This window comes from Pseudomonas sp. B26(2017) (assembly GCF_002113045.1).
Classification (GTDB): Bacteria; Pseudomonadota; Gammaproteobacteria; order Pseudomonadales; family Pseudomonadaceae; genus Aquipseudomonas.
Genome location: NZ_NEJJ01000009.1, coordinates 185,736 through 209,760 on the forward strand (window position 1 = coordinate 185,736; position 24,025 = coordinate 209,760).

At 59.8% G+C, this 24,025-nt stretch carries 23 protein-coding genes; 12 read left to right on the forward strand and 11 right to left on the reverse strand.

Annotated elements, in window-relative coordinates:
• Nucleotides 1-11: 11 nt before the first annotated feature.
• Complete coding sequence (gene cysZ, locus CAF79_RS15450; protein ID WP_085698482.1) at nucleotides 12-764, reverse strand: sulfate transporter CysZ; 753 nt, start codon at nucleotides 762-764, stop codon at nucleotides 12-14.
• A 310-nt stretch (nucleotides 765-1,074) separates the two neighbouring features.
• On the opposite strand from cysZ, the gene trxB reads away from it, so the two are divergent.
• Complete coding sequence (gene trxB, locus CAF79_RS15460; RefSeq protein WP_085698483.1) at nucleotides 1,075-2,037, forward strand: thioredoxin-disulfide reductase; 963 nt, start codon at nucleotides 1,075-1,077, stop codon at nucleotides 2,035-2,037.
• A 186-nt stretch (nucleotides 2,038-2,223) separates the two neighbouring features.
• On the opposite strand, the gene CAF79_RS15465 is transcribed toward trxB, so the two are convergent.
• The 6 genes from CAF79_RS15465 to CAF79_RS15490 form a co-directional block, all read right to left on the reverse strand.
• Nucleotides 2,224-2,562 carry a HopJ type III effector protein gene (locus CAF79_RS15465; protein ID WP_085698484.1) on the reverse strand — a complete coding sequence of 113 codons (339 nt, stop codon included), beginning with the start codon at nucleotides 2,560-2,562 and terminating at the stop codon, nucleotides 2,224-2,226.
• A complete protein-coding gene (locus CAF79_RS15470) occupies nucleotides 2,555-2,851 on the reverse strand; it encodes a DUF1244 domain-containing protein (protein WP_085698485.1) in 297 nt (98 codons plus the stop codon). Before CAF79_RS15470 ends, CAF79_RS15465 begins: the two co-directional genes overlap by 8 nt.
• A gap of 68 nt (nucleotides 2,852-2,919) precedes the next feature.
• Nucleotides 2,920-3,291: a dihydroneopterin triphosphate 2'-epimerase gene (gene folX / locus CAF79_RS15475; protein ID WP_007957207.1), complete on the reverse strand. Its 372-nt coding sequence runs from the start codon at nucleotides 3,289-3,291 to the stop codon at nucleotides 2,920-2,922.
• A complete protein-coding gene (gene folE, locus CAF79_RS15480; protein WP_085698486.1) occupies nucleotides 3,292-3,852 on the reverse strand; it encodes a GTP cyclohydrolase I FolE in 561 nt (186 codons plus the stop codon).
• 21 nt (nucleotides 3,853-3,873) lie between these two features.
• Nucleotides 3,874-4,584, reverse strand: a complete 711-nt coding sequence (gene folM / locus CAF79_RS15485; RefSeq protein WP_085698487.1) for a dihydromonapterin reductase — start codon at nucleotides 4,582-4,584, stop codon at nucleotides 3,874-3,876.
• Between the two features lie 56 nt (nucleotides 4,585-4,640).
• Nucleotides 4,641-5,210: an antibiotic biosynthesis monooxygenase gene (locus CAF79_RS15490; protein WP_085698488.1), complete on the reverse strand. Its 570-nt coding sequence runs from the start codon at nucleotides 5,208-5,210 to the stop codon at nucleotides 4,641-4,643.
• A gap of 221 nt (nucleotides 5,211-5,431) precedes the next feature.
• On the opposite strand from CAF79_RS15490, the gene CAF79_RS15495 reads away from it, so the two are divergent.
• Nucleotides 5,432-6,391, forward strand: coding sequence for a MerR family transcriptional regulator (locus CAF79_RS15495; protein ID WP_085698489.1), 960 nt, complete (start codon nucleotides 5,432-5,434; stop codon nucleotides 6,389-6,391).
• A 3-nt stretch (nucleotides 6,392-6,394) separates the two neighbouring features.
• Here the strand turns inward: CAF79_RS15495 and CAF79_RS15500 are convergent, their stop codons facing one another.
• The gene (locus CAF79_RS15500) at nucleotides 6,395-7,000 is read right to left on the reverse strand and encodes a hypothetical protein (RefSeq protein WP_085698490.1); all 606 of its coding nucleotides are present in this window, start codon (nucleotides 6,998-7,000) and stop codon (nucleotides 6,395-6,397) included.
• Between the two features lie 54 nt (nucleotides 7,001-7,054).
• Nucleotides 7,055-7,531, reverse strand: coding sequence for a PAS domain-containing protein (locus CAF79_RS15505; protein ID WP_085698491.1), 477 nt, complete (start codon nucleotides 7,529-7,531; stop codon nucleotides 7,055-7,057).
• Between the two features lie 152 nt (nucleotides 7,532-7,683).
• Between CAF79_RS15505 and CAF79_RS15510 the strand changes: the two genes are divergently transcribed.
• Nucleotides 7,684-8,139, forward strand: a complete 456-nt coding sequence (locus CAF79_RS15510) for a flavodoxin (RefSeq protein ID WP_085698492.1) — start codon at nucleotides 7,684-7,686, stop codon at nucleotides 8,137-8,139.
• Here CAF79_RS15510 and CAF79_RS15515 read toward each other — a convergent pair.
• Nucleotides 8,129-9,016 (reverse strand): LysR family transcriptional regulator, encoded by an 888-nt coding sequence (locus tag CAF79_RS15515; protein ID WP_085698493.1) that lies wholly within the window; start codon nucleotides 9,014-9,016, stop codon nucleotides 8,129-8,131. The genes CAF79_RS15510 and CAF79_RS15515 overlap by 11 nt on opposite strands.
• Before the next feature lie 97 nt (nucleotides 9,017-9,113).
• On the opposite strand from CAF79_RS15515, the gene CAF79_RS15520 reads away from it, so the two are divergent.
• The 5 genes from CAF79_RS15520 (at nucleotide 9,114) to CAF79_RS15540 (ending at nucleotide 13,057) form a co-directional block, all read left to right on the forward strand.
• Nucleotides 9,114-9,500 (forward strand): CidA/LrgA family protein, encoded by a 387-nt coding sequence (locus tag CAF79_RS15520; protein WP_085698494.1) that lies wholly within the window; start codon nucleotides 9,114-9,116, stop codon nucleotides 9,498-9,500.
• Nucleotides 9,490-10,176, forward strand: coding sequence for an LrgB family protein (locus CAF79_RS15525; RefSeq protein ID WP_085698495.1), 687 nt, complete (start codon nucleotides 9,490-9,492; stop codon nucleotides 10,174-10,176). The genes CAF79_RS15520 and CAF79_RS15525 overlap by 11 nt, the downstream gene beginning before the upstream one ends.
• 132 nt (nucleotides 10,177-10,308) lie before the next feature.
• Nucleotides 10,309-11,091 (forward strand): class II aldolase/adducin family protein, encoded by a 783-nt coding sequence (locus tag CAF79_RS15530; RefSeq protein ID WP_085698496.1) that lies wholly within the window; start codon nucleotides 10,309-10,311, stop codon nucleotides 11,089-11,091.
• Nucleotides 11,091-11,993, forward strand: a complete 903-nt coding sequence (locus tag CAF79_RS15535; protein WP_085698497.1) for an alpha/beta fold hydrolase — start codon at nucleotides 11,091-11,093, stop codon at nucleotides 11,991-11,993. The genes CAF79_RS15530 and CAF79_RS15535 overlap by 1 nt, the downstream gene beginning before the upstream one ends.
• A 152-nt stretch (nucleotides 11,994-12,145) precedes the next feature.
• Nucleotides 12,146-13,057 carry an SDR family oxidoreductase gene (locus tag CAF79_RS15540; RefSeq protein WP_085698498.1) on the forward strand — a complete coding sequence of 304 codons (912 nt, stop codon included), beginning with the start codon at nucleotides 12,146-12,148 and terminating at the stop codon, nucleotides 13,055-13,057.
• A gap of 43 nt (nucleotides 13,058-13,100) precedes the next feature.
• Here the strand turns inward: CAF79_RS15540 and CAF79_RS15545 are convergent, their stop codons facing one another.
• The gene (locus tag CAF79_RS15545) at nucleotides 13,101-13,868 is read right to left on the reverse strand and encodes an N-acetylmuramoyl-L-alanine amidase (protein WP_085698499.1); all 768 of its coding nucleotides are present in this window, start codon (nucleotides 13,866-13,868) and stop codon (nucleotides 13,101-13,103) included.
• A 649-nt stretch (nucleotides 13,869-14,517) separates the two neighbouring features.
• Between CAF79_RS15545 and CAF79_RS15550 the strand changes: the two genes are divergently transcribed.
• The 4 genes from CAF79_RS15550 (at nucleotide 14,518) to CAF79_RS15565 (ending at nucleotide 24,020) form a co-directional block, all read left to right on the forward strand.
• A complete protein-coding gene (locus tag CAF79_RS15550) occupies nucleotides 14,518-16,311 on the forward strand; it encodes a DUF1302 domain-containing protein (protein WP_085698500.1) in 1,794 nt (597 codons plus the stop codon).
• A 23-nt stretch (nucleotides 16,312-16,334) separates the two neighbouring features.
• Entirely contained in the window at nucleotides 16,335-17,702 is a 1,368-nt protein-coding gene (locus tag CAF79_RS15555) for a DUF1329 domain-containing protein (protein WP_085698501.1), read from the forward strand.
• Between the two features lie 139 nt (nucleotides 17,703-17,841).
• Entirely contained in the window at nucleotides 17,842-20,388 is a 2,547-nt protein-coding gene (locus CAF79_RS15560; RefSeq protein ID WP_085698502.1) for a LuxR C-terminal-related transcriptional regulator, read from the forward strand.
• 182 nt (nucleotides 20,389-20,570) lie between these two features.
• Nucleotides 20,571-24,020 (forward strand): dermonecrotic toxin domain-containing protein, encoded by a 3,450-nt coding sequence (locus tag CAF79_RS15565; RefSeq protein ID WP_085698503.1) that lies wholly within the window; start codon nucleotides 20,571-20,573, stop codon nucleotides 24,018-24,020.
• Nucleotides 24,021-24,025: the final 5 nt, after the last annotated feature.

Consider the following 24,025-nt stretch of genomic DNA (forward strand, 5'->3'; position numbering starts at 1 on the left):
GTGACGCGGTCTCAGCGTTGCATCACCAGATTCTCGGCCCCGCGCTCACGCACCCAGAACAGCGTCGCGCCAGCCACGGCGGCCGGCATCATCAGGATGTTGACCAGCGGAATCAGCAACACCAGATAAACGATCCCGCCGAAGCTCATGCTCTGCCAGCGCTTCTGGCGCAGCCAGGCGAGCATCTCGTTCCAGCCCAGCTTGTGGTTGTCCGCCGGGTAGTCGATGTACTGGATCGCCATCATCCACACCCCGAACAGCAGCCACAACGGCGCGGCGACGATGTTCACCACCGGGATGAACGACAGGATGAACAGGCCGATCGCGCGGGGCAGGAAATAACCGAGTTTGCGCATTTCCCGTGCCAGGGTGCGCGGGATCATGGCGATCAGTTCGCCCCAGCTGAAGGCCGGGAAGTCGTCGGTGCCGCGCACCACCACTTCAACCTTTTCCGCGAGGAAGCCGTTGAACGGCGCGGCGATCACGTTGGCCAGCATCGTAAAGGTGAAGAACACCATCAACGCCACCAGCACCACGAACAGCGGCCACAGGATGTAACTGAGGAAACTCAGCCATTCAGGCAGCGACGGCATCAGCGTGTCGACCCACAGGCTGAACTGGTGACCGGCCAGATAGATCAATCCGACGAACAGCACCAGGTTGATGGCCAGCGGCAGCAGCACGAACAGGCGCAGGCCGGGACTCAAGACCAGTTTGAGGCCTTCGCGCAGGTATTGCGGGCCGGACAGAACAGGGGCGGGCATAAGGTGCTCCGAGCAAGGGAAAACGCGCCGACCTTACCGACTTTGCAGAACCTGTGAAAGCGCGGCAGCGGGATCGACATTCACTGTAACAAAGACATCCATCTCGTCAGTGTGAAGGCATAGAGACCACCTATGAGCTGGATTGTTAAACCGTATTTCCTTAATCTTGCCCCCCTCGATACGCTGCACCCAACTTTTTACAGGACTGTCGAGCTCACGCCTTCCCCAAGGTTATCCACAGTCCTTTTTTATTCCCGCCGGCAGTCCGGCGTCCGGCCAGGTGTCTTGGCCGGTCAACAGGAGCAGGTTCATGTCTGAAGTCCGTCATTCGCGAGTGATCATCCTCGGTTCCGGCCCTGCCGGTTACAGCGCTGCCGTCTACGCTGCCCGTGCCAACCTCAAGCCGCTGCTGATCACCGGCATGCAGGCCGGCGGTCAATTGACCACCACCACCGAAGTCGACAACTGGCCGGGCGACGTCCACGGCCTGACCGGCCCGGTGCTGATGGAGCGCATGCGCGAGCACGCCGAGCGTTTTGAAACCGAGATCGTCTTCGATCACATCAACGCCGTGGACTTCGCTTCCAAGCCCTACAGCCTGACCGGCGACAGCGGCACCTACACCTGCGACGCGCTGATCATCGCTACCGGCGCCAGCGCCCGTTACCTGGGCCTGCCGTCGGAAGAAGCGTTCATGGGCAAGGGCGTTTCGGCCTGCGCGACCTGCGACGGTTTCTTCTATCGCAACAAGCCGGTGGCCGTGGTCGGTGGCGGCAACACTGCTGTCGAAGAAGCCCTGTACCTGGCCAACATCGCCAGCAAGGTCACCCTGATCCACCGTCGCGAAACCTTCCGCGCCGAGAAGATCCTGATCGACAAGCTCAACGCCCGTGTGGCCGAAGGCAAGATCGAGCTGAAACTGAACGCGACCCTGGACGAAGTGCTGGGCGACAACATGGGCGTGACGGGTGCGCGTCTGAAGAACAACGACGGCAGCTCCGACGAAATCAAGGTCGACGGCGTATTCATCGCCATCGGCCACACCCCGAACACCTCGTTGTTCGAAGGTCAGCTGGAATTGAAGGACGGCTACCTCGTGGTTCAGGGTGGCCGTGAAGGCAACGCCACCGCGACCAGCGTCGAAGGAATTTTCGCTGCCGGCGACGTGGCCGACCACGTTTACCGTCAGGCCATCACCTCGGCCGGCGCTGGCTGCATGGCGGCACTGGACACCGAGCGTTACCTGGACGGTCTGCAGAACGCTTCGTTCTAAGATCGCAGACACAAAAAAACCGGCCAATTGGCCGGTTTTTTGTGCCCGATTTTCAGAAACCACACAGTTCCAGTGTGGGAGCGGGCTTGCTCGCGAATGCGTCGTGTCAGGCAGTATTTTGGGTGACTGACACACCGCTTTCGCGAGCAAGCTCGCTCCCACAGGGGATTGTGATTGGCTTTGGAATCAGCGGCGGGTCAGCGGTTGCGCATCGAATTTCACGCCCGCCAGACCGTGCTGGATCAGTGCACGGATATTGCCGTGATCGCTGCCTTCAGGCGTTGCCACGACCGAGCGGTAGTGTTCGCCGAACGCCAGCAGCGCTTCTTCATCGCTCAAGCCTTCCAGCAGCGCCAGACCCAGGGTCTTGCACGAACCTTCGTTCTGCCCGGCTGCGTTTTCCACGCCGCCGTTGTTGAACGCCTGAGGCTGGTAGTCGTAACCGGCGGCGATGAAGGCCAGGGTTTCGGCAAAAGCATGTTCGCCGCTCTTGAGGCTGGCGCGCAGGGTGTTCAGATCACTCATTGGGTTTTCCCTTGGCGAACGCCGCTTGCTGTTCGGCGCTGGCTTCATGCTGATATTGGGCTTTCCAGTCGGCGTACGGCATGCCGTAAACCACTTCACGGGCATCGTCGAGGCTGACCTCGATCTGGCGCTCGTCGGCGGCTGCCTTGTACCACTTCGACAGGCAGTTGCGGCAGAACCCGGCGAGGTTCATCAGGTCGATGTTCTGCACGTCCTTGCGGCTGTCCAGGTGGGCGACCAGCTGGCGGAAGGCGGCGGCTTCGAGTTCGAGGCGTTGTTGCTCGGTCATGATGGGCTCTGTGCAGTCAAATCGTGGCGCGGATGATAAAAGCCTGACGCCCGGAGCGCCAGACACGTTCAGCGGCTGGCGGCGAGGGTGATCGACACCGATTCGGCAAAACGCAAGGCATGCGGCTTGTCGACTTCGACTTCGGCGTAAAGCACCGATTCGTTGGCCATCACCAGATCCAGCAGCTCCTGGGTCAGGCGTTCGAGCAGCGCGAAACGGTTGCCTTCCACGTGGGCGATGATCGCCTTGGTGATCGTGCGGTAGTTCAGCGCGTGGTCGATGTCGTTGTCACGCACCGCTTCCTGCGCGGCGTACAGGATGGTCAGGTTGATCAGCACATCCTGCTTGTTGAGGATTTCGTCCTCGTTGATCCCGATAAAGGTGCGCAGGCGCAGATCCTTGACCCGGATGCGCGCCATTCCCGGCTGAAGTTGAGGCATTTACTTGCTCCGTCCAATCAATTGCAGGAACTCCTGACGGGTGTTGCTCGACTCGCGGAAGGCGCCGAGCATGACCGAGGTGTTCATGGTCGAATTCTGTTTCTCGACACCGCGCATCATCATGCACATGTGTCGGGCTTCGATGACCACCGCGACACCGGCGGCATCGGTGACTTGCTGGACCGCCTCGGCGATCTGGCGGGTGAGGTTTTCCTGGATCTGCAGGCGACGGGCGAACATGTCCACCAGTCGCGCGATCTTCGACAACCCCAGCACCTTGCCCGTCGGAATATAAGCCACATGGGCCTTGCCGATGAAGGGCAGCAGGTGATGTTCGCACAACGAGTACAGCTCGATGTCGGCGACGATGATCATCTCGTCGCTGTCGGAGGCAAACAGCGCGCCATTGACGATTTCCTCGACGCTCTGTTCGTAGCCGTGACACAGATACTGCATGGCCTTGGCCGCCCGCACCGGTGTGTCGAGCAATCCTTCGCGGTCAGGGTCTTCACCGAGACCGATCAGGATCTCGCGGTAACTCTCGGGCAGGGAACGGGTCATGGAGCATCCTCGCGGGGCGTATTACTTGACGTGCCGCCCGCCATTGACGGTCAGGGTCGTGCCGGTGACGTAAGGGTTGTCGAGCAGATAACGCAGGCTCTGATAAATCACTTCGCTGCCGGGTTCGATGCCCAGCGCGGACTTGGCCAGCGCTTTGGCGCGGTACGCTGCGTCGTCGTCGGGATTGAACAATAGCAGGGCCGGCGCGATGCCGTTGACCTTGATTGAGGGCGCGTAGCGCGCCGCGAAGGACAGCGTGAGACTGTCGAGCCCGGCCTTGCTGGCGCAATAGCCGATGTGTTTGCTGCTGCCCTTGCGGGTGACGTCATCGCTGATGTGGATGATGTCGGCAGGACTCGAACGTTGCAGCAATTCGGCGCAATGCAGGTTGATCAGGTACGGCGCCAGCATGTGGACGTTAAACATGCGGCAGAACGCTTCGGCTTCGCCGTCGTCGGTTTCCGCCAGCCACTGCGAGGCGTTGTGCACGATAGCGCGCAGGCTGTCGGTGTGGGTCTTCAGTTCGGTGATGAATGCGAGGATCGAGGCTTCGCTGGAAAAGTCCGCGTGCAGCCCGAGGGCGCCCAGATCCCGCAAAGACTTCACTCCCGGTCGTTCGCTGCGGTAGGTGAAGATCACCCGATGGCCGTCGTCCAGCAGACGCTGCGCACAATGCAGGCCGACCCGCTGGCCGGCGCCGGTGATGAGGATGGGAGCTGTGGGAAAAGTCATGTACGGCTCGCGTCGAAGTCAGAGCAAAAACTATAACAGCGACGCGAGCGACGGCTTCAGCGATTTTGCGTAGAGGGCGCGGCGGGCAGTGGGCGTGCAGGCGCCGGGTTGAGCCAGCCGGCCAGCAGGCGGGTCGACAGCGGAATGAAGAAGTAGACCATCAACGGGGTCAGGCACAGCGTGCTGACGAAGACCCGGGGAACCAGGCTCATTTCAGCGAGCAGCGGACCCAGCACGAAATTGAACAGCAGCGACACCGGGAAGAACGCCAGCCAGATTGCCACGGCCTGTTTCCAGCGCGGGGGACGATGACCGGCAGCACCGAACCAGCCTTCAATGCCGCTGACCCGATGTTCCGTCGGGTGGGCAAACAGATCGCTGCCACGGGCCAGCCATGCGGTGCGCGATGCCGAGTGTTCCCAGGCATGCAGGGTCTGTTCGTCGACGAAGCGGAATATGATCTGGAATTCATCGTCGCCGGGAGGCGGGGCCAGTACGCCGGAGCCGAGGTAACCGGGGAAATCGGTGGCCAGTTGTTCGCCTTCTCGCAACCAGGCGATCAGATCCTGATAACGACCATGGGTGACGCGACGCGCGACCATCAGCGTGACGGGGGAAGTAGACATTGTGTATCTCCGTATTGCATGTGCGTCGCTCCGGGTAGGAGTCTCGCCTGACGCAGCGCCGGGTAGAGGGCTGCGTTTTTCGACAAGCAAGGATTATTCCTCATCTTCGTGACAAACCAGAGACTTTCGTCTCATTTCACCGCTTGAACCGCTCGATGGCATCCGGAGTAGAATGGGATCCAACTACGCTCACACTCGCCAACGAGGACGTACCCGCGCAAATGCCTGTCATGACTGACGTTCGTCCTGCTTTCCCGGCCTCTGTTGCGCTGGAGCGCGAAGAGCTTTTCCCTATCCGCGAAGTAGCGCGGCTCACCGGCGTGAACCCGGTTACGTTGCGCGCCTGGGAGCGTCGCTACGGTTTGATCCAGCCGACACGCACCGAAAGTGGGCATCGGTTGTATTCGATGACCGATATCGAGCGCGTTCGCAGCATCGTCGACTGGATCGATCGGGGTGTCGCCGTGAGCAAGATCGGCAGGATCCTGGCCAAGACCGAGCCGATGAAAGTCCTGGCTCCGTTCGTATCCGATGACAATATGCAGACGGATTACCTGCAGTGGCAGGAACAGGTTCGGCACGCGGTCGGTTCATTCGACGATCAGGCGCTGGATCAACTCTACGGCCAGATTTTCTCCTCCTACGCATTGCCTGTCGTGTTTCAGGACATCCTGATGCCGTTATGGCTGCAAATGCTGCAGCGCCAGGACGCTTTCGGACAAACCAGCGAGTGGCTGTTCCTTGATGGTTTTCTGCGAGCGAAGGTGCTGCAGCGCATCGTCATGCTCCGCGGCTCTCAACCGCGCAGGGTGATCGTCAGCGCACTGGCCGGTCAATGTCGTGAGCTTGAACTACTGGTGGCGGCGCTGTTTCTCAGCGGCAATGAAGCGGGTGTTCGTGTACTCACCACCGGCCAGCCGTTCGATGAACTGACGCTGGTGTGCGAAAAGACCAGGCCTCAGGCGCTGGTGCTGTTTTCCAATCATGCGCCGACTGCCGAGCTGCCACGACGTTTGAATCGTCTGGCCTTGAGCCTGGATTGTCAGTTGATGCTGGCGGGCGATGCCGCCGACCTGGCGCAGGACAGCCTCGCCGGATCAGCGGTTGGCTGCCTGGGCAATGACGGATCGACCATGCGTCAACGCATGAATCAGTTTCTGGCGGGGACGCTGGATACCTGAGACTCAGGTGTGCATGGCAGGGTGGGTCAAACGATGCTGTTGCAGGATGAACTGGCGCAGACGCTCGGTTTCGTCGGCATCGCTCTGGCTTAGCTCGTAAGCATAAAAGCCGCTTTCGGTTTCCCGCTCGAACGTCCCGCGCAGGGAAATCCGCTCATAGCCCGACGGGCTGAACCACAAGGCAAAATGCTTAGGTGGTTTGGTCTTGTTGCGCACTTCCAGCAGCACACCCTTGTGCGAAACCTCGTGAACCCACAGCGTACCGGGCTGGCCCTTGGCATTTTCCAGTGCCACCGGCTCTTCCAGAGTCAGGCGCCATGGACGCACCATCGGTCCGTCTTCATAGATGCTCGGTACACCCAGGCGCAGGTGCAGGGCGTGGAACTCGTCTTCCACCAGATGCAACGGGAAGGTCATCTGCTGATTTTCGAAGTTGGCCTGGATGGTGACTTGTTCATGGGCCGCCAGGCGCGTGAGCAGGTCACGGATCTGCGAACCACCGTTGACCAGCAGGCTCGACGTCGCATCCCGCACATTGAGTTGCGGGTTGTGTTGCATGGTCTGGATGAAATCCAGCTCATCCTGGGTCAGGAGGGCGTCACGCTGCATGGCTAACTCGAAATGAATAATTACAAAGTCATTGGTGATTGTAGTTAGTGACAATTAGTTCGCTGTTTTGTTTGCGCCGTTCGTCGCTTTCAGTTCAGCGAGCTCGGCTTCCAGGGCCGCGACCCGGGCCTCCAGTTGCACAACGCGCTGCTGGGCCTTGACCTGAACCGTAACGTCCTTTTGCACGCCGACGAAATAGGTCAGCCCGTCGTCGGCATTTTTCACGGTCGACAGCGACAGTTCGTTCCAGAACGGCGTGCCATCCTTGCGGTAGTTACGCAGGATCTCCCGGCATGAGCCGCCTTCGCTCAATACGTCGCGAATCAACTTCAAACTGGCCTGGTCACGATCTCCGGCCTGCAGGAAGCGGCAGTCCTGATAAAGAATCTCTTCACTGGTATAGCCGGTCATTTTTTCGAAGGCCGGATTCACGTAGATCAGGATGTTGTCCTGATCACCTTCCTTTTCTGCCACCACGATCCCTTCGTTCGACGCGTTGATCACCATTTGCAGCAAACTGGCACTGATCATCTATGAAGCCTTTAAGGATTTCGGTGGCAGGCATTCTAGAAGATCGATCGGGGCTGTCTACCGGCCACCAGCGCTTATCGAGAGCCAATCGCGACAAGGCGCCGCTGGCTGTTACTATCGCCGCTCTTTTTTTCAGTTTCAGGATCAGATTGATGAAAGTCGCCATCCTCTCCGGCTCTGTGTACGGCACGGCCGAAGAAGTCGCTCGCCACGCTCAGAGCCTGTTGAACGCCGCCGGTTTTGAAACCTTCTACAACTCGCGCGCCAGCCTCGCTGATCTCCAGGCCTTTGGCCCTGAAGTCTTGCTCGGCGTAACTTCGACCACCGGCATGGGCGAGCTGCCGGACAACCTGCAACCGTTGTACTCGGCCATTCGCGACCAATTGCCGGCGGCCTGGCGTGGCTTGCCTGGTGCCGTGATCGCCTTGGGCGATGCCAGTTATGGCGACACCTTCTGCGGCGGCGGCGAGCAATTGCGCGAGTTGTTCGGCGAACTGGGCGTGCGCGAAGTGCAGGACATGCTGCGCATCGACGCCAGCGAAAGCGTCACGCCTGAAACCGATGCCGAACCTTGGCTGGAACAGTTGATTGCCACGCTCAAGGGCTGATTTCACGTTCGCGCAGCAGCGCCAGCCAGGTCTGCGCAGCCTTCGACAGATAGGCGCCCCGGCGCCAGATGAAAGCGATGTCCCAGCGCAAGTAATCCGGCGCGTTCAAGGTAAGGCGCACCACGCCTGGCCGCACCAGTCCGCGCGCCACCACGCTGGGCAGCAACACCACGCCTTGTCCGGCGGCGACCAGCGCCGCGAGAAAATCCGCCTGCCCACTGCGCCCGCCTTCCTTCGGGGTGAAGCCCATCTGCTGGCAGGCCTGAAGCAAACGATCGTTGAGCACGAAACTGCGCTGATACAAAAGGAACGGCGTATCGGCCAATTCCTCCAGGCCAATTTCGCCTTTTACCGCCAGTGGGTGATCCACCGGAAGCAGCGCATCGAGCGGTTCATCGCAGAACGGCTGAAAGTCGAACTGCGGATCTTTCGGCAGCAAGCTGCCACCCAACTCCAGCTCCCCGCTGAGCACAGCCTGTTCGATGTTGCGACTGCCACCCTCTATCAGTTGAACGCTGATGTTCGGATATCGCCGTCGGTATTCGGCAAATAGCCCGGCAAACAACGCGTCGCTGCCCAGTAATGGCAGCCCGAGACGCAGCTCGCCGCGTGCCAGATGACTGAGATCATCCAGCTCGCTGAGCAATTCATTGCGCAACCGCAGCATGCCTTCGGCCCGTTGCAGCACCACGCTGCCGGCGGCGGTCAGGCGTATTTGCGAGCCCAGCCGTTCAAGCAGCGGGGTGCCGAGACTTTGTTCGAGCTGGGCAATCTGCTTGCTCACCGCAGACTGACTGATGTGCAGGTTTTTTGCGGCTTGAGTGAAACCGCCCTGATGCATGACTTCGACAAAGCTTTTGAGCTGTTTGAATTCCATGGCCTGATTCCAGATTGGAATGGCCTTGAGTCTAACAATTCGCTTCGGAGATGGAAGTCCGGTTCGTAAAATAGGCACCTGTGAAAGGAGCCCCCCGATGAAATCCTCGACCGTTAAATACTTTTCCCGCCTGCTGGCCGAACTGGCCGTGCTGCTCGGTCTCTACCTGCTCGGATGCCAGATCGCAGCGTGGCTGCCCTGGCCGATTCCCGGCGGGGTGATCGGCATGGCATTGCTGCTGCTGGCTTTTGCGTTCGGCTGGGTCAAACCGGCGGCGCTGCAAATGGGCGCGGGATTGCTGATGGCCGAGATGCTGCTGTTCTTCATTCCGGCGTTGATGAGCCTGCTGGATTACGGCGCGTTGCTGCACGATGACGGCTGGCGGATCTTGTTGGTGATCGCGGCCAGCACATTGATGGTGATGCTGGTGACCGCGTTCACCGTAGAGCTGGCCGTGCGCCTGAGGCGGTCCCATGAAGCTTGAGCTGATGCCGATGTTCTGGCTGGCGTTCACGTTGCTGGCTTATCTGTTCAGTCGCTGGCTGTATCGCCGGACCGGGCGCTACGTGTTGTCGCCACTGATTCTGGTCCCCGCGTTGCTGCTGGCGCTTGCCGTGCCGCTGCACACCGCTTACGCCGAATACTCGAGCAATACCCATTGGCTGATGCTGGTGCTTGGTCCGGTCACCGTGGCATTTGCGGTGCCGATCTGGCAGCAGCGCCAGTTGCTGGTGCGGCATTGGTCGGCATTGCTGCTGGGCATGCTGGCCGGCAGTGCGGCGTCGATCGCCACTTCGTTCGGTCTCGCGAAAGCACTGGCGCTGGACAGTCCGGTGGCGCTGTCGCTGGTGCCGCGCTCGATCACCACACCGTTTGCCATGCCGCTGGCCCAGGACCTCGGTGGCGTGCCGGAACTGACAGCGGTGTTCGTGATGTTCACCGGGGTGTTCGGCGCGATGCTCGGTGGTGTGCTGCTCAAGTGGTTGCCGTTGCGCAGCGCTTTGGCACGCGGTGCATTGTTCGGCGTCGGTGCGCACGGCGCCGGGGTCAGCCGGGCCCATGAAGTGGGTGGCGAAGAAGGCTCGGTCGCGGGCCTGGTGATGGTGCTCACCGGGCTGCTCAATCTGTTCGCCGCACCTTTGTTGGCGTCGTTGCTTTGACATGGATCCAAGCTGTTTGCGTTGCTGACTCGTTCAGTCATCAAGCTGGCTGCCAATGCAACTACGCGACCGTCCGGGGCTGACTAGACTGCTGACACACGCAAAAACAATAAGAACGCAGAGGTGCATACAGTGAGCGTAGCCCCCGTCCCTTCGTCCATAAACGTCAAAGACCAGGTCAGTGCCGCGGAATGGCAGACCCGGGTCGATCTGGCCGCCTGCTATCGTCTGGTCGCGCTGCATGGCTGGGATGATCTGATCTTCACCCACATTTCCGCCAAGGTGCCCGGCACCGAAGATTTCCTGATCAACCCGTTTGGCCTGATGTTCCATGAGATCACCGCCTCGAGCCTGGTGAAGGTCGACCAGGCCGGCAACAAACTCATGGACAGCCCTTACGAAATCAATCCCGCTGGCTACACCATCCACAGCGCCGTGCATGAAGTCCGCCACGACGTGGCCTGCGTGCTGCACACCCATACCGCTTCCGGTGTCGCGGTGTCGGCGCAGAAGCAGGGTGTGCTGCCGATCAGTCAGCAATCGTTGTTCGTGCTGTCGAGCCTGGCCTTTCACGCCTATGAAGGGGTGGCGCTTAACCATGAAGAGAAAGCGCGGTTGCAGGCGGATCTGGGCGACAACAATTTCCTGATGCTGCACAACCACGGTCTGCTGACCTGTGGCGGCACCATCGCCGATACCTTCCTGATGATGTTCACCTTCCAGCGCGCCTGCGACATCCAGGTCATGGCGCAGACCGGCGGGGCCGAACTGATTGCCATCGAACCGCAGATTCTGGCAGGCGCCAAGGCGATGATCGCCGGTGTCACCAAAAGTGCTCAAGGCATGGGTGGCGCGCTGGCCTGGCCGGCGCTGCTGCGCAAACTCGATAAACAAGACCCGGGGTATAAACTCTAATGCCTCTTGCCGAGATTCCGCTGAGTGCCTGGCGCAAACGCAGCCAGGCGTTTGTCTTCCATGGTCAGCCGATCCGCTACTGGACGGCCGGGCAGGGTGAACCGCTGCTGCTGATCCATGGCTTTCCCACGGCCAGTTGGGACTGGCATTACTTGTGGCAACCACTTTCCCAGCGCTACCGGGTGATTGCCTGCGACATGCTCGGCTTCGGTGACTCGGCCAAACCGCTCAATCACACCTACAGCCTGCTGGAGCAGGCCGATCTGCAACAGGCCTTGCTCGCGCATCTGCAGGTCGAGCAACCGGTGCACATTCTGGCCCACGACTACGGCGACAGTGTTGCCCAGGAATTGCTGGCCCGTCATTACGAAGACCTGATCGAAGTCGCCAGTTGTGTGTTCCTCAACGGTGGTCTGTTTCCGGAAACCCACCGGCCACTGCTGACGCAAAAACTGCTGCTCAGCCCGCTGGGCTGGATGATCGGCCGGGCCTTCACCCGGGATGCGCTGGTGAAAAGTTTCCATCAGATTTTCGGCCCGGACACCCGGCCCAGCGAAAGCGAGATGGATGATTTCTGGAGCCTGATCGAGTGCAATCGCGGGCAACGCGTCATGCACAAGCTGATTCACTACATTCCCGAGCGTCGGGTTCAGCGTGATCGCTGGGTCGCGGCGATGCAGCGCGGCGAGGTGCCGCTGCGGGTGATCGATGGTGAAGTCGATCCGATTTCCGGGGCGCACATGGTCGAGCGTTATCGCGAGCTTATCCCCGACGCGGACATCGTGCTGTTGGCGGGTATCGGCCACTACCCGCAAACCGAAGCGCCGGTACAGGTGCTCAAACACTATCTCGCATTTCGCGATCACTTCGTGTTGCCACCGCGCAAGGCGGCGTGCTCCTGAGTTCTTGCCGGAGGCGCCTGGCGCCCCGGCACGTTTTCATCATCCCCCAGCCTTATCGCGCACCATTCAGCCCCAGCCGTGTTCGTTGTGACCGAGCGCGTCGTGCCTGACACTCGGGGACACTGTCCCTCAGGCCTGCTGGAGTTGCCCCGATGAATGATTCTGTGCGTTTCGAAGATAAAGTCGTGATCGTCACCGGAGCCGGTGGTGGCCTGGGACGCGCGCACGCCTTGCTGTTCGCCAGACAGGGCGCCAAAGTGCTGGTCAACGACCTCGGCGGCTCGACTCAGGGCGAAGGCGCCAACGCTTCGGCGGCCGACCGCGTGGTGGCGGAAATCCGCGAGGCCGGCGGCATCGCCGAAGCCAACCATGACTCGGTCACCGACGGCGAAAAACTGGTGCAGAACGCGCTCGACGTATTCGGCCGCGTCGACGTGGTGGTCAACAACGCCGGGATCCTGCGCGACAAGACTTTCCACAAAATGGAAGACGCCGACTGGGATCTGGTCTATCGCGTCCATGTCGAAGGCGCCTACAAGGTGACCCGCGCCGCGTGGCCGCACCTGCGCGAGCAGAACTATGGGCGAGTGATCTTCACCGCATCGACCTCGGGCATTTACGGCAACTTTGGCCAGTCCAACTACGGCATGGCCAAACTCGGCCTCTACGGCCTGACTCGCACCCTGGCCATCGAAGGCCGCAAGAACAACATCCTGGTCAACGCCATCGCCCCCACCGGCGGCACCCGCATGACCGAAGGCCTGATTCCGCCGCAAGTGTTCGAACAACTCAAACCGGAACTGGTCAGCCCGCTGGTGGTGTACCTGGCCAGCGAGCAATGCCAGGAAACCTCGGGCCTGTTCGAAGTCGGCGGCGGCTGGATGGGCAAAGTGCGCTGGGAGCGCAGCCTGGGCGCCGGGTTCGATCCCCGCGTCGGTTTTTCCCCGGAAGACGTCGCGGCGCACTGGCAGCAGATCTGTGATTTCGAAGGCGCGGCGCATCCAAAGGACAACATCGAGGCGCTGAAGGAAATGATGGCGAACCTGCAGAAATATTCGCTGTAAACCGTACCGGCAAGGTCAAGAAACGACCTTGCCTTTCAAGTGTTCAAGGAAAGTATTTGGCCACGAGTGCCGCCAGGTTTGCCGCCGTCTGTGCGTCCATTTCTCCTTCGCAGGCTTGCGGGCGAAAGTGCAATTGAAAGGCACGCACGAGTTGCCGATAGCCCGCCTCGTCTGTGGCCCTGGATGTGTCGTAGCCATAGGTCTTGAACTGTTGCAGCAGGTTGGCCCGGGATGGAATGCCTGATTCGGTGAACTGCTGCAAAAAGCGGTTCCGGGTGTCCTCGTCATACCAGGCGCCAACGCCCTTCAAATACAACGCGTACCACGGAAACATCGGTCCGGGATCACTCTTGCGGCCGATGGCAATGTCCGAATGGCCGAGCACCTGGGTCGGCCCGATATCCGGATAGCGCGCAAGAATGTTCAATGCCAATTCTTCGATCGCACGGATCTGTTCAGGATGGTACGGCGGAAAGTTGAAGAGGCCGTCCTTGAATGTCGCCATGTTGACGATTTCCACGCCGATGGACGTGTCGTTGAGGTTGCTGCGATTACCCCACTGACTGATCCCGGCATGCCAGGCACGCTGGGTTTCATCCACCAGACCGAAAACTTCCTGAGTGCTGTGACCGGCCCGCTGATAGCTGGGATCAGTGATGTCCGGCACCAGATAGTGCGCACTGACACTCGGGCCGGTCAGGGCGGCAATCGAGCCGGCGAAGTCGACGGCGGTGTAGTGAAAGACAAGAAACCGAATCCGTCCGTTGAAACTGTGGATGGAGCGGTATTGGTTATAGCTGATGGTTTTCAACGAGCAATCCTTCCAATGGATAAAGTCAAAACCAGCCCTTTGTGTTCGCTGGTCTGGCAATGATCTTAATTGAGAAGCGCGATCGCGAAGTTACAGAGACGTGTAGCCGATTTCGGGAAATTGTGTAGTTCGGGCACTTGTAGATCGCATTGCCCAGTGCAGAGGAAGCTGTCGGTGCGCCAGCGACATTTGCCAGGTCGCGCCCATAAAAAAGGCCGCTGCAAACGCAGCGGCCAAGGTAAGACGTTGGATCAAGGAGCTACAAATCAACGTCAGTGAACACCGGGGCGATGGATCGAGGAAATGCTTCTGTCCATCAGAAATCGGTTGCCGACGACTCGGTCGCGGACTTTGTGCTTGCGGGCGGTGCGCCGTGAAAGCCCGCTCAGAATAAGCGCTCGAGACCAAAGTAAAAATAGCGAAACCGGACATGCACTGTTACGGGGCATGTAACAGTGCAGTGATTCGAAGGGCCATCATCCGTCACGTTGATGGTGGTGCATCCAGCCTGTTCATGGCGGGCGCAGAGCCTTGCCGCAGGCGGGGATTCATCCTTTCGAGCGACGGCGCGAATACCTCCTTGGTGCGCTTATCGTCCCCGTGTAGCGGCAGTAGGGTGGGGCCTTCTGTCACTCACCGGGGAAGACGCATGACAAAAACAACAATGCGCGCCATCTTCACACCGCAGGCGCTCGCCGCTGCGGTGGCCTTGGGCTGCTGTGCCCAGGCGCACGCGGTCGCTTTCAATATCGGGGAAATCGAAGGCACCTTTGATTCTTCGCTGTCGGTCGGCGCGAGCTGGGGCATGCGCGATGCCGACAAGTCGCTGGTGGGTACGGTCAACGGCGGAACCGGCCAGTCGTCCACCGGTGATGACGGGCGTTTGAACTTCAAGAAAGGCGAGACCTTTTCCAAGATCTTCAAGGGCATCCACGACCTCGAACTGAAGTACGGCGACACCGGTGTGTTCGTGCGCGGCAAGTACTGGTACGACTTCGAGCTCAAGGACGAAGACCGCGAGTTCAAGCCGATCAGCGACAAGGGCCGCAAGGAGGGCGCCAAGTCCTCCGGCGCGCAGATTCTCGATGCGTTCATCTATCACAACTATTCCATCGCCGATCTGCCGGGCACCGTGCGCGCCGGCAAACAGGTGGTGAGCTGGGGTGAAAGTACTTTCATCGGCAACTCGATCAACAGCATCAACCCGATCGACGTTTCGGCGTTTCGCCGGCCGGGTGCGGAGATCAAGGAAGGGCTGATTCCGGTAAACATGCTGTTCGCCTCTCAGGGGCTCACCGATCAACTGACGGTCGAGGGCTTCTATCAACTGGAATGGGATCAGACCGTCCTCGACAACTGCGGCACCTTCTTCGGTGTTGACGTGGCGGCGGACGGCTGCAACAACGGCTACACCGTCGGCAGTCCGGCGATCGCCCCGTTTGTACCGCTGACGGCAGCCTTCGGTCAGCCGATCCAGGTGACCCGCGAAGGCGTGATCGTGCCCCGTGGCGGCGACCGCGATGCGCGGGATTCCGGACAATGGGGTACGGCACTGCGCTGGCTCGGCGATGACACCGAGTACGGCCTCTACTTCATGAATTACCACAGCCGCACGCCGACCGTCGGCACCAGCACCGCCGGGCTTTCGACCCTCGCGGCGCTGCCGGGCATGGTCGGGATCGCAAACGGTCTGGCACCCGGCAGCGGTTCGGGGCTGGCGCAAAGCGTGATGCTTGGGCGCGGCCAGTACTACCTCGAATACCCGGAAGACATCCGCCTGTACGGCGCGAGTTTCTCCACCACGCTGCCGACCGGCACCGCCTGGACCGGCGAGATCAGCTACCGGCCCAACGCGCCGGTGCAGGTCAACACCAACGACTTGACCCTGGCGCTGCTCAATCCGATTGCCGGCGGTGCCGCGTCGCCGCTGGTGACCTCGCCGGGCGCCGACAACAAGGGCTACCGGCGCAAGGAAGTGACGCAGATCCAGAGCACGCTGACGCACTTTTTCGATCAGGTCTGGGGTGCGGAACGCCTGACCCTGGTCGGCGAAGCGGCGGTGGTGCGGGTCGGTGGGCTGGAGTCGCGCAGCAAGCTGCGTTATGGCCGTGACTCGGTCTACGGTCAGTACGGTTTCGGCGGTGACACCGACGGTTTCGTCACCTCCACCTCCTGGGGCTATCGCGCCCGGGCGATCCTCGATTACGCCAACGTGATCGGCGGGATCAACCTCAAACCCAACCTGTCCTGGTCCCACGACGTTGCCGGTTATGGCCCCAACGGTCTGTTCAACGAAGGCGCCAAGGCCATCAGCGTCGGGGTGGATGCCGATTACCGCAATACCTATACCGCCAGCCTGAGTTACACCGACTTTTTCGGTGGTGACTACAACACCCTCGAAGACCGTGACTTCGTGGCGCTGAGTTTCGGTGTGAACTTCTGATCTGCCCGAGAAGGATGAATGCAATGCGCAAGATGATTCTGCAATGCGGTGTCCTGGCCCTGAGCCTGCTGGCCGCCAACGTGATCGCGGCGGTCTCGCCGGAAGAGGCCAGCAAGCTCGGCACCAGCCTGACGCCGCTGGGCGCCGAAAAGGCCGGCAACGCCGACGGCTCGATTCCGGCCTGGTCCGGCGGTATTGCGAAAAACGCCGGTGCGGTCGACAGCAAAGGCTTTCTGGCGGACCCGTTCGCCAGCGAAAAACCGCTGTTCACCATCACTGCTGCCAACGTCGACAAGTACAAGGACAAGCTGTCCGACGGCCAGGTGGCGATGTTCAAGCGCTACCCCGAAACCTACAGGATCCCGGTCTACCCGACCCATCGCACCGTGGCCGTACCGCCGGAAATCTACGAATCGGCCAAGCGCAGTGCGCTCAACGTCACTAGCATCAACGACGGCAACGGCCTGGCCAACTTCACCGGCAACCGTTACTACGCATTTCCGATTCCGAAGAACGGTGTTGAAGTACTGTGGAATCACATCACCCGGTATCACGGCGGCAATCTGCGACGGATCATCACTCAGGTGACCCCGCAGACCAATGGCAGCTACACACCGATCCGCTTCGAAGAAGAGATCGCCGTGCCGCAACTGATGAAGGATCTCGATCCGGAAAAAGCCGCCAACGTCCTGACCTTCTTCAAGCAGTCGGTGACCGCCCCGGCGCGTCTGGCCGGTAACGTGCTGCTGGTGCACGAGACCCTCGATCAGGTGAAGGAACCGCGTCTGGCGTGGATCTACAACGCCGGGCAACGCCGAGTGCGTCGTGCGCCGCAAGTTGCCTATGACGGGCCGGGCACCGCTGCCGATGGCCTGCGCACCTCGGACAACTTCGACATGTTCTCCGGTGCGCCGGATCGCTACGACTGGAAACTGATCGGCAAAAAGGAAATGTACATTCCGTACAACAGCTACAAGCTCGACTCGCCGAGTCTCAAGTACGACGACATCGTCAAGGCCGGGCACATCAATCAGGACCTGACCCGCTATGAACTGCACCGGGTCTGGGAAGTGATCGGCACGGTGAAACCGAACGAGCGGCACATCTACGCCAAGCGCCACATGTACATCGACGAGGACAGCTGGCAAGTGGCGCTGGCCGATCATTACGACGGTCGCGGGCAACTGTGGCGGGTGGCCGAGGGACACGCGCAGTATTACTACGATCACCAGACCCAGGCCTACACCCTTGAAGCGCTCTACGACATCATCGCCGGTCGCTACATTGCTCTGGGGATGAAGAACGAAGAGAAGCACAGCTTCGAATTCGGCTTCGAAGCCAAGGCTGCCGACTACACGCCGTCAGCCCTGCGCGCCGAGGGCGTACGGTAAGGGTTTTGATACATCGGCAAGGCGAAAGGCGACCGTACGGTCGCCTTTTTTATGGGCGCCAATCAGCTTGCTGAATACTCGTCAACAAGCGCCGGAGAGAGGTCTAGGGTGAGCGTACAACGATAAGAAGGCGCACCCGATGACCGCCATGACACCCAGTTTGGACCGACCGGATTTTCTCCCGAGACTGTCTCCCCATCATCTGCCGCGCCCGCGCCTTTGCGAGGCACTCTTCGATTCGACGGCCCGGGTCAAACTGATCTGTGCGCCGGCCGGCAGCGGTAAAACCGCGCTACTCACCGAGTGCCTGCTGCAAGCGCCGGTCAATTGCACCGTCTGCTGGTTGCCGCTGGCAGGGGCTGCCTTGGGTGTCGGCGAATTTTGCGAACGGCTTGCACGTGCGATGGGACTGACGGCCTCGGACGAGGCTTCGTTGCTTTATGAACTGGCGCGAAGGTCCTCGGAAACCTGGGTGTTGATCGACGATTACTGCCGCAATCCTCAGCCGGCGCTGGACGCATTGCTCGACCGGATGCTGGCGATCAGCAGTCCGGCCGTGACATGGTGGATCGGTACGCGGCGGCGGCCACCCTGCAACTGGCCGCGTCTGCTGCTCGATGATGCCCTGTACGAATGTGAAGGGGCGATGCTGGCGCTGACCCGGGACGAAATCGCACAACTACTGCGCCACTTGCCGCCAGACCAGGCCGACAGCGTGGCGGCTCGTATTCATCAGCGCAGCGGTGGCTGGTGTGCCGGAGTACGGATGCTGATGATGCAAAAATGCGACTGGTCGCAAAAGACCTTGCCCCAGCAGCGCATGGATACCTTGCTGGACTACCTGCAACACGAACTGTTCAGCGGCCTGAGCCCGGAACTGGCCGAAGCCTGGCGGGTGCTGGCGCATTTGCCGCGTTTCAATGCCAGCCTTTGCGATCACCTGTTTGGTGCCGGAGACGGGGCGCAATGGATGCGCAACCTGCAGACGCTGGGATGTTTTATCGAACCCTGGCGAGGATCTCCGGACTGGTTGCAGGTGTGTGCGCCACTGTCACGCCTGATGCGTGACGAACCGTGGCCTGCCGGGCGTTCCTGGCATCGCCGGGCCTGTCAGTGGTTTGCTGCCGGGCAACATTGGAAATGTGCTTTCGAGCAGGCGCTGCTGGCCGAGGAGTACGAGGTCGCTGTGAGTCTGTTACAGCATTTCAGTTTCGAGCATCTGTTCGAGGAACAGACGGTCGTGCTGTTGCTGCGTCTATATGAACAGCGCGGCGAGGAACTGTTGCTGGGTTCGGCGCAACTGGTCGGGTTGATCACGGCTGCATTGTTGTTCGCCGGTCGTTTTGTCCAGGCGGCGGATTGCATCGGGCAGCTGTCGCGTTTTTTGCCGCCACCGTCGGCTGGCCAGCAACGGCAATTGATTGCCCGCTGGCAGGCTCAGCAAGGCTGGCTGTTGCACCTGCAAGGACGGATGGAAGAGGCGCGTGATCACTTTGAACAAGCCTTGAGCGATCTGTCGCCGAAGGCCTGGACAGCGCGCCTGCTGTGCCTGTCGGGACGTACACAGCAGGCGCTGCTGTGTGGCGATCTGGAGCTGGCGCATTCGATCAATCGTGAAGCACTTTGCCTGGCCCGGGCTGAAGGTTCATTGCTGTTCGAGGCGTTGCTGGAGCTTGATCATGCCCAGGTGCTCGAACAGCGTGGTGGGGCCGCCCGGGCCGAAGAGCTGCTGGCCAATCTCTGCGAAATGCTCGGATTGTCCATTGAGCGGCCGACGCCGCTGCTGGGCCGTATCGCCCTGCGACGCGGGCGACTGGCGCTAAGCCTGGGACAGCAGGAACGGGCAGCCGAGTTCTTTCAACAGGGGCTCGACGACTGTCTGCGCAGCTTTGACAAGCGTGTGCTTTACGGCTTTCTGGGGCTGGCTCAACTGGCTGCCGATCAGAGGGATTTCCCACAAGCCTTCATGCGTCTGCGCGATGCGGAACGGTTGATGCAGCAGCGGCAGATTCCGGACACGGTCTATCGCAGCATCCTGTTGCAGGTCAGCAGCGAATTCTGGCTGCAACAGGGGCGGCCAGAACTGGCCCGGGAGGCCTTGACTCGGGTAATTCGGCACTTTCGTGGCCCCAACGCACGGCAGGCACCGCCGGCGACGCTGGAGCTTGTCCCGCGCATCGAGTGTTTGCTGATTCTGGCCGAGACCCGGTTGCATCAGGCACCTCAACCAATGGCACGTTTGCAGCGACTGTTCGAACAGGCCAGATCCCGTCGGATGATCCTTCTTGAAGCCGAACTGTTGCTGGCGATGGGGGAGGTGGCCTCGTTGCTCGATGAAGGCGAATCTGCCCGGCTTTACTTTGAAAGAGGCCGGGCATTGGCAAGCCATTTCAAGTTGTCACGATTATTGTTGAAGTTTGAAGAGCAAGTGCCGGATGCCTGGGTTGATTTGGTACAGCAAAAGAAACTTTCAGATAAAAGTGGCGATGAAAATTCATTGAGTTTGCGAGAGTCTCAGGTCCTGGAATTGATTGCTTCGGGAAACTCCAATCAACAAATAGCGGACAAGTTGTTCATCTCATTGCATACGGTTAAAACTCATGTCAGAAGAATTCACGCCAAGTTGGGCGTGGAACGTCGGACGCATGCCGTGGCGCGGGCAAGAATGCTGGGGTTGTGCAGTTAATTGTCAGTTAGTTGTCAGCTAATTGTCAGTTAATGAAATTGTAGATCAGGTTGGCGACCGGAGTTTTCAATACTTTGTAAAGTGTGGTGGGTGTCTGTGTGGGTGCTTCTCAAGCTAAGTTAATTACACGTTTCGGGTGATGTTGTATTGCCTGGTAGAATGTGTATTGCCGGAGTTTGTTTATGAGTGCCATGGAAAAGATTTCGATTGAAACAAGTCTGGGTAAAGTTGATCAGGGTTTTGTAGAGTTTGAACGTATGCTGGGAGGGTTGCCTTCGTTCAAGTCGTATTTGCAGGAGCTAGTGTTAAACGAACTTCAGAAATTGCTGCCGGATATTTACATCAGCAAGACTTACGTCACTGCCCGAAGTCGGGAAATCGTCAATCCGCAACCGACCGGGCTGGTCATGGACGTATTCATGCAGTGCCTGGCGCGGGGCCGGGCACCCGTGTATGACGCCAGCCAATACGGCGTCTACGACTGGCCTGACTCCACGGATGACGAGGATCGAATCCAGGGTCTGGATGTGGCTGCCGTCGGCTCGGTGATCGCCAATGTGTTGGGCTCGCTGGCACAAAAATACTCGCCCTTGCTGGCGCAATATTGGGCCGCATCTTCGGGCAAGGATGACAAGGGGCGCAAGCTGCCGTCGCGCAGCCGTCAACTACAGGATGCCTATGCCGCGCTGTTCTGGCAGGAATTGAGTGCGACAGTGCAGTTGCAAGGTGTGCTACCGGAAGTAGAGGAAAGTTTTGCCGTCTTCATAAGGGGCGCATCCATGACGCCGGCCTACAGTGTTTCTCTGCAACTGGAAAACGGCCGATTCGCGACGCTGGCCGGTTGCTTTGTCACTTACCTCTCTGGCCGCTCGGTCTCTGAACTGATACCGGGCGAGAACGAATGGGTCGTTCTTTTCACTCACGTGAACGGCCTGGAAACATTCCGCACATCGGCCATGATGCAGCGTGTTCTGGAGCAGCGCCTGAGCAACCCGGACAGCCGGCTGCAACTGCTCAAGGGCATTGCCCTGGAAGACGCCGCTCAGGTCAGGCAGGTTCCGGACATCCGTTACCTGAACATTCAGGGAGAACTCTTCCACACCCTCACGGCCGGGTTGCTAGAACAGCAGCAGAGAGACGTGACCTGGCATCTTCGCCAACTGGAAAAAAACGGCGCGGATCTGCAGGCCGTCATTCAGTCCATCGAATCGGTGCATCGTCAGCAGACAGTGAGCGATACCGCAAAGGGACGCATTGCCCACCTCCTGATCCTGATGAACAAGAAAAATCGGCCGCAATGGCTCAAGGACGCTCCCGCCGCCCATCAGGAAGTTTTCGCCTCGATGGAAAACGGATTGTTGAGAAGTCAGGTGGCATTGCATGAGTCGATGGGCGGGGTGTCTTCATTCCAGGAATATGTGCGCGGTGTCGTCGAAACTCATATTTCCGCAGACGATACCCAACGTGTGGATCCTGATACGGTCTGGGTGACGGTGCAACATTCGCTGCCGATGGGCAGCCGGCGTATCGAGCATATCGAGCGTAAAACCCTGACCCAGCTGTTCATGTACGGCGTGCATGACAAGGGGGCTGCGTACTCGATCAAGTTCGAGGCGTTTCACAACAACCCGCGACTGACCGCGTCCAATATCGAACGCACCATCCGCCAGCTTGATCTGCGGGTGCAATACGCCAATGAACGCAATGACCGCTTTGGACGGGCGTCGGTCAGAGAAGCCATGTGTAAAGTGCTGGCACAGCAGATTGCCGTCAGTAACTTCGCCGCGATCCTGCAAAAACACATCAGCCCGCAGGCCCAGGATATGGTGCAGCGGTATCTGCTCGGGAAACCGGAAATGGAGGCAACGGGAGTTGCTTTCCGGCCTTACTACAAACCGTTCAGGGACATGCTTGCGTTTCGCGCGAAAGGCGCGGCGCCTGATCACTCAAGGCATGTCCTTTATGCACCCGGCGCACCGACAGGGCAGCAGTGGTTCGAGTTCACCGATCTGACGGCATTGAAGCGACAGTTCATTGCCTGGGGATTCGAGCCGCGTGACCGTGACTTCCTGACCGGTCAGGCATTCAGCGAAAATCGTGCGGAATTCGAGAAGGACTACCTTTCCTTCAGCGAACCGGGCCCGGTATTCCAGCCATGGTGGTGGGGGGACGTGACACTGGTGCAATGGACTCAAGGGCTGGATGATGGCCCGCTGATGGGGGCCATCCACGGGATCATCGACTGGGAAGTCGCTGAGGAAAAAGTGGCTACCCCCGTCTGGTACCGGAACGCGGCGGCGCAGGATCGTGAGCTGCTCACCCGGCTGAATACGGAGTTCAAGGCGATCTACGAAGTGTCAAAAGATGAGCTGAATATCCCCACAATGGTGTCGTTTTCGCGAGACCTGGTGATGGAAAGGCTGAACCGTCATCTGCGAGGGGCTGACCCGAAACACCCATTGATCGATCCTGATCAAGTGAACGTCAAGGTGCGTGGGCAGGAGTGGATGACGCTTACTCAACTGTTCATTCAATGGCAACTCTGGCCGAGCGATGGTCAGGTGGCATTTGCCTCCAGAAATGGTGCTTCGCTGGGAAATCTGAATGCGAGCGTTGTGAGGGCCTTGATCAGCCTGAAACCGGCCATGGCGTATGAGTGGCATCTGGTTGACCATTTCGCCAATTCCCCGAAGCAGAGCCTGAAGGCGAAGCTCTTCTGCAAGGTCAAGCAAAACGAAATGCTCAAGGCTGCAGTGACCCAAAAGATGCAGGGCTCCCTGTCCTCCGAGCAATTCAATTGGTTGGCGGGACTGGTCGAGGGGCTGGATCATGACCGCCCTCATGAGCTGGAACCGTTCAAACCCGGAACCACCCCGCAGGAAGGTATTTATACGCTGACCCTTGAGGGGCGACGCATCGAGGGTGCCTACACGTTCGGACGCCGTGTGGCGGGGAAGTTGCAACTGCTGGTCTACATTCCCAAGGCACCGGACGGTTTGAGCTTTCGTCCGCTCGCGTCGCTGACACTGGGACTCAAGGGCGGCAGCCTGGGCAATCACGTCATTGCACTGGCAAGGCTGGAGCACCGAGCTGTCGTGCAGAATTTCGTCATTCGTTGTCAGAAAGCTGCAAACCCCCTCCCTGCACCTGCATTGATCAACAGTTACGCCGTGACTCATTTCAAGTTCGAGTTCGACAGCATGGTTTCGCGGGTGCTCAGCGATGTCGATCATCAAACGACCACGCCTGCCGAGCGTTTCTGGAACACGGTGCTGGTGGTCACGGAGCTGGCGGTGGATATCGTCTCGCTGTTTGTACCGCCGGTGGGACTGGTCGCCAGTATCGTACGGATCACAAGGTCGATCGTTCAGGGCATCGTTGCCTACAGCCTGGGGGATGACGACGCAGGCAGGAACCATCTGGCCTCGGCCTGGAGAAGCTCCATCCTCTTGTACGTCGGCGTGATCGCCGGTGTTGGCGGATCGGTTTCGGCGGTGGGCGCGTTGACACGGGTCAAGGATATCGCGGACATCGTATCGACCGCGACCGGCGTGCCGGTCGGGATCGGTTACATCACCGCAGCGGTTTCTCCCCATGTGATTGCGGACAGCAAGACCCATATCGTCGGCTGATCATT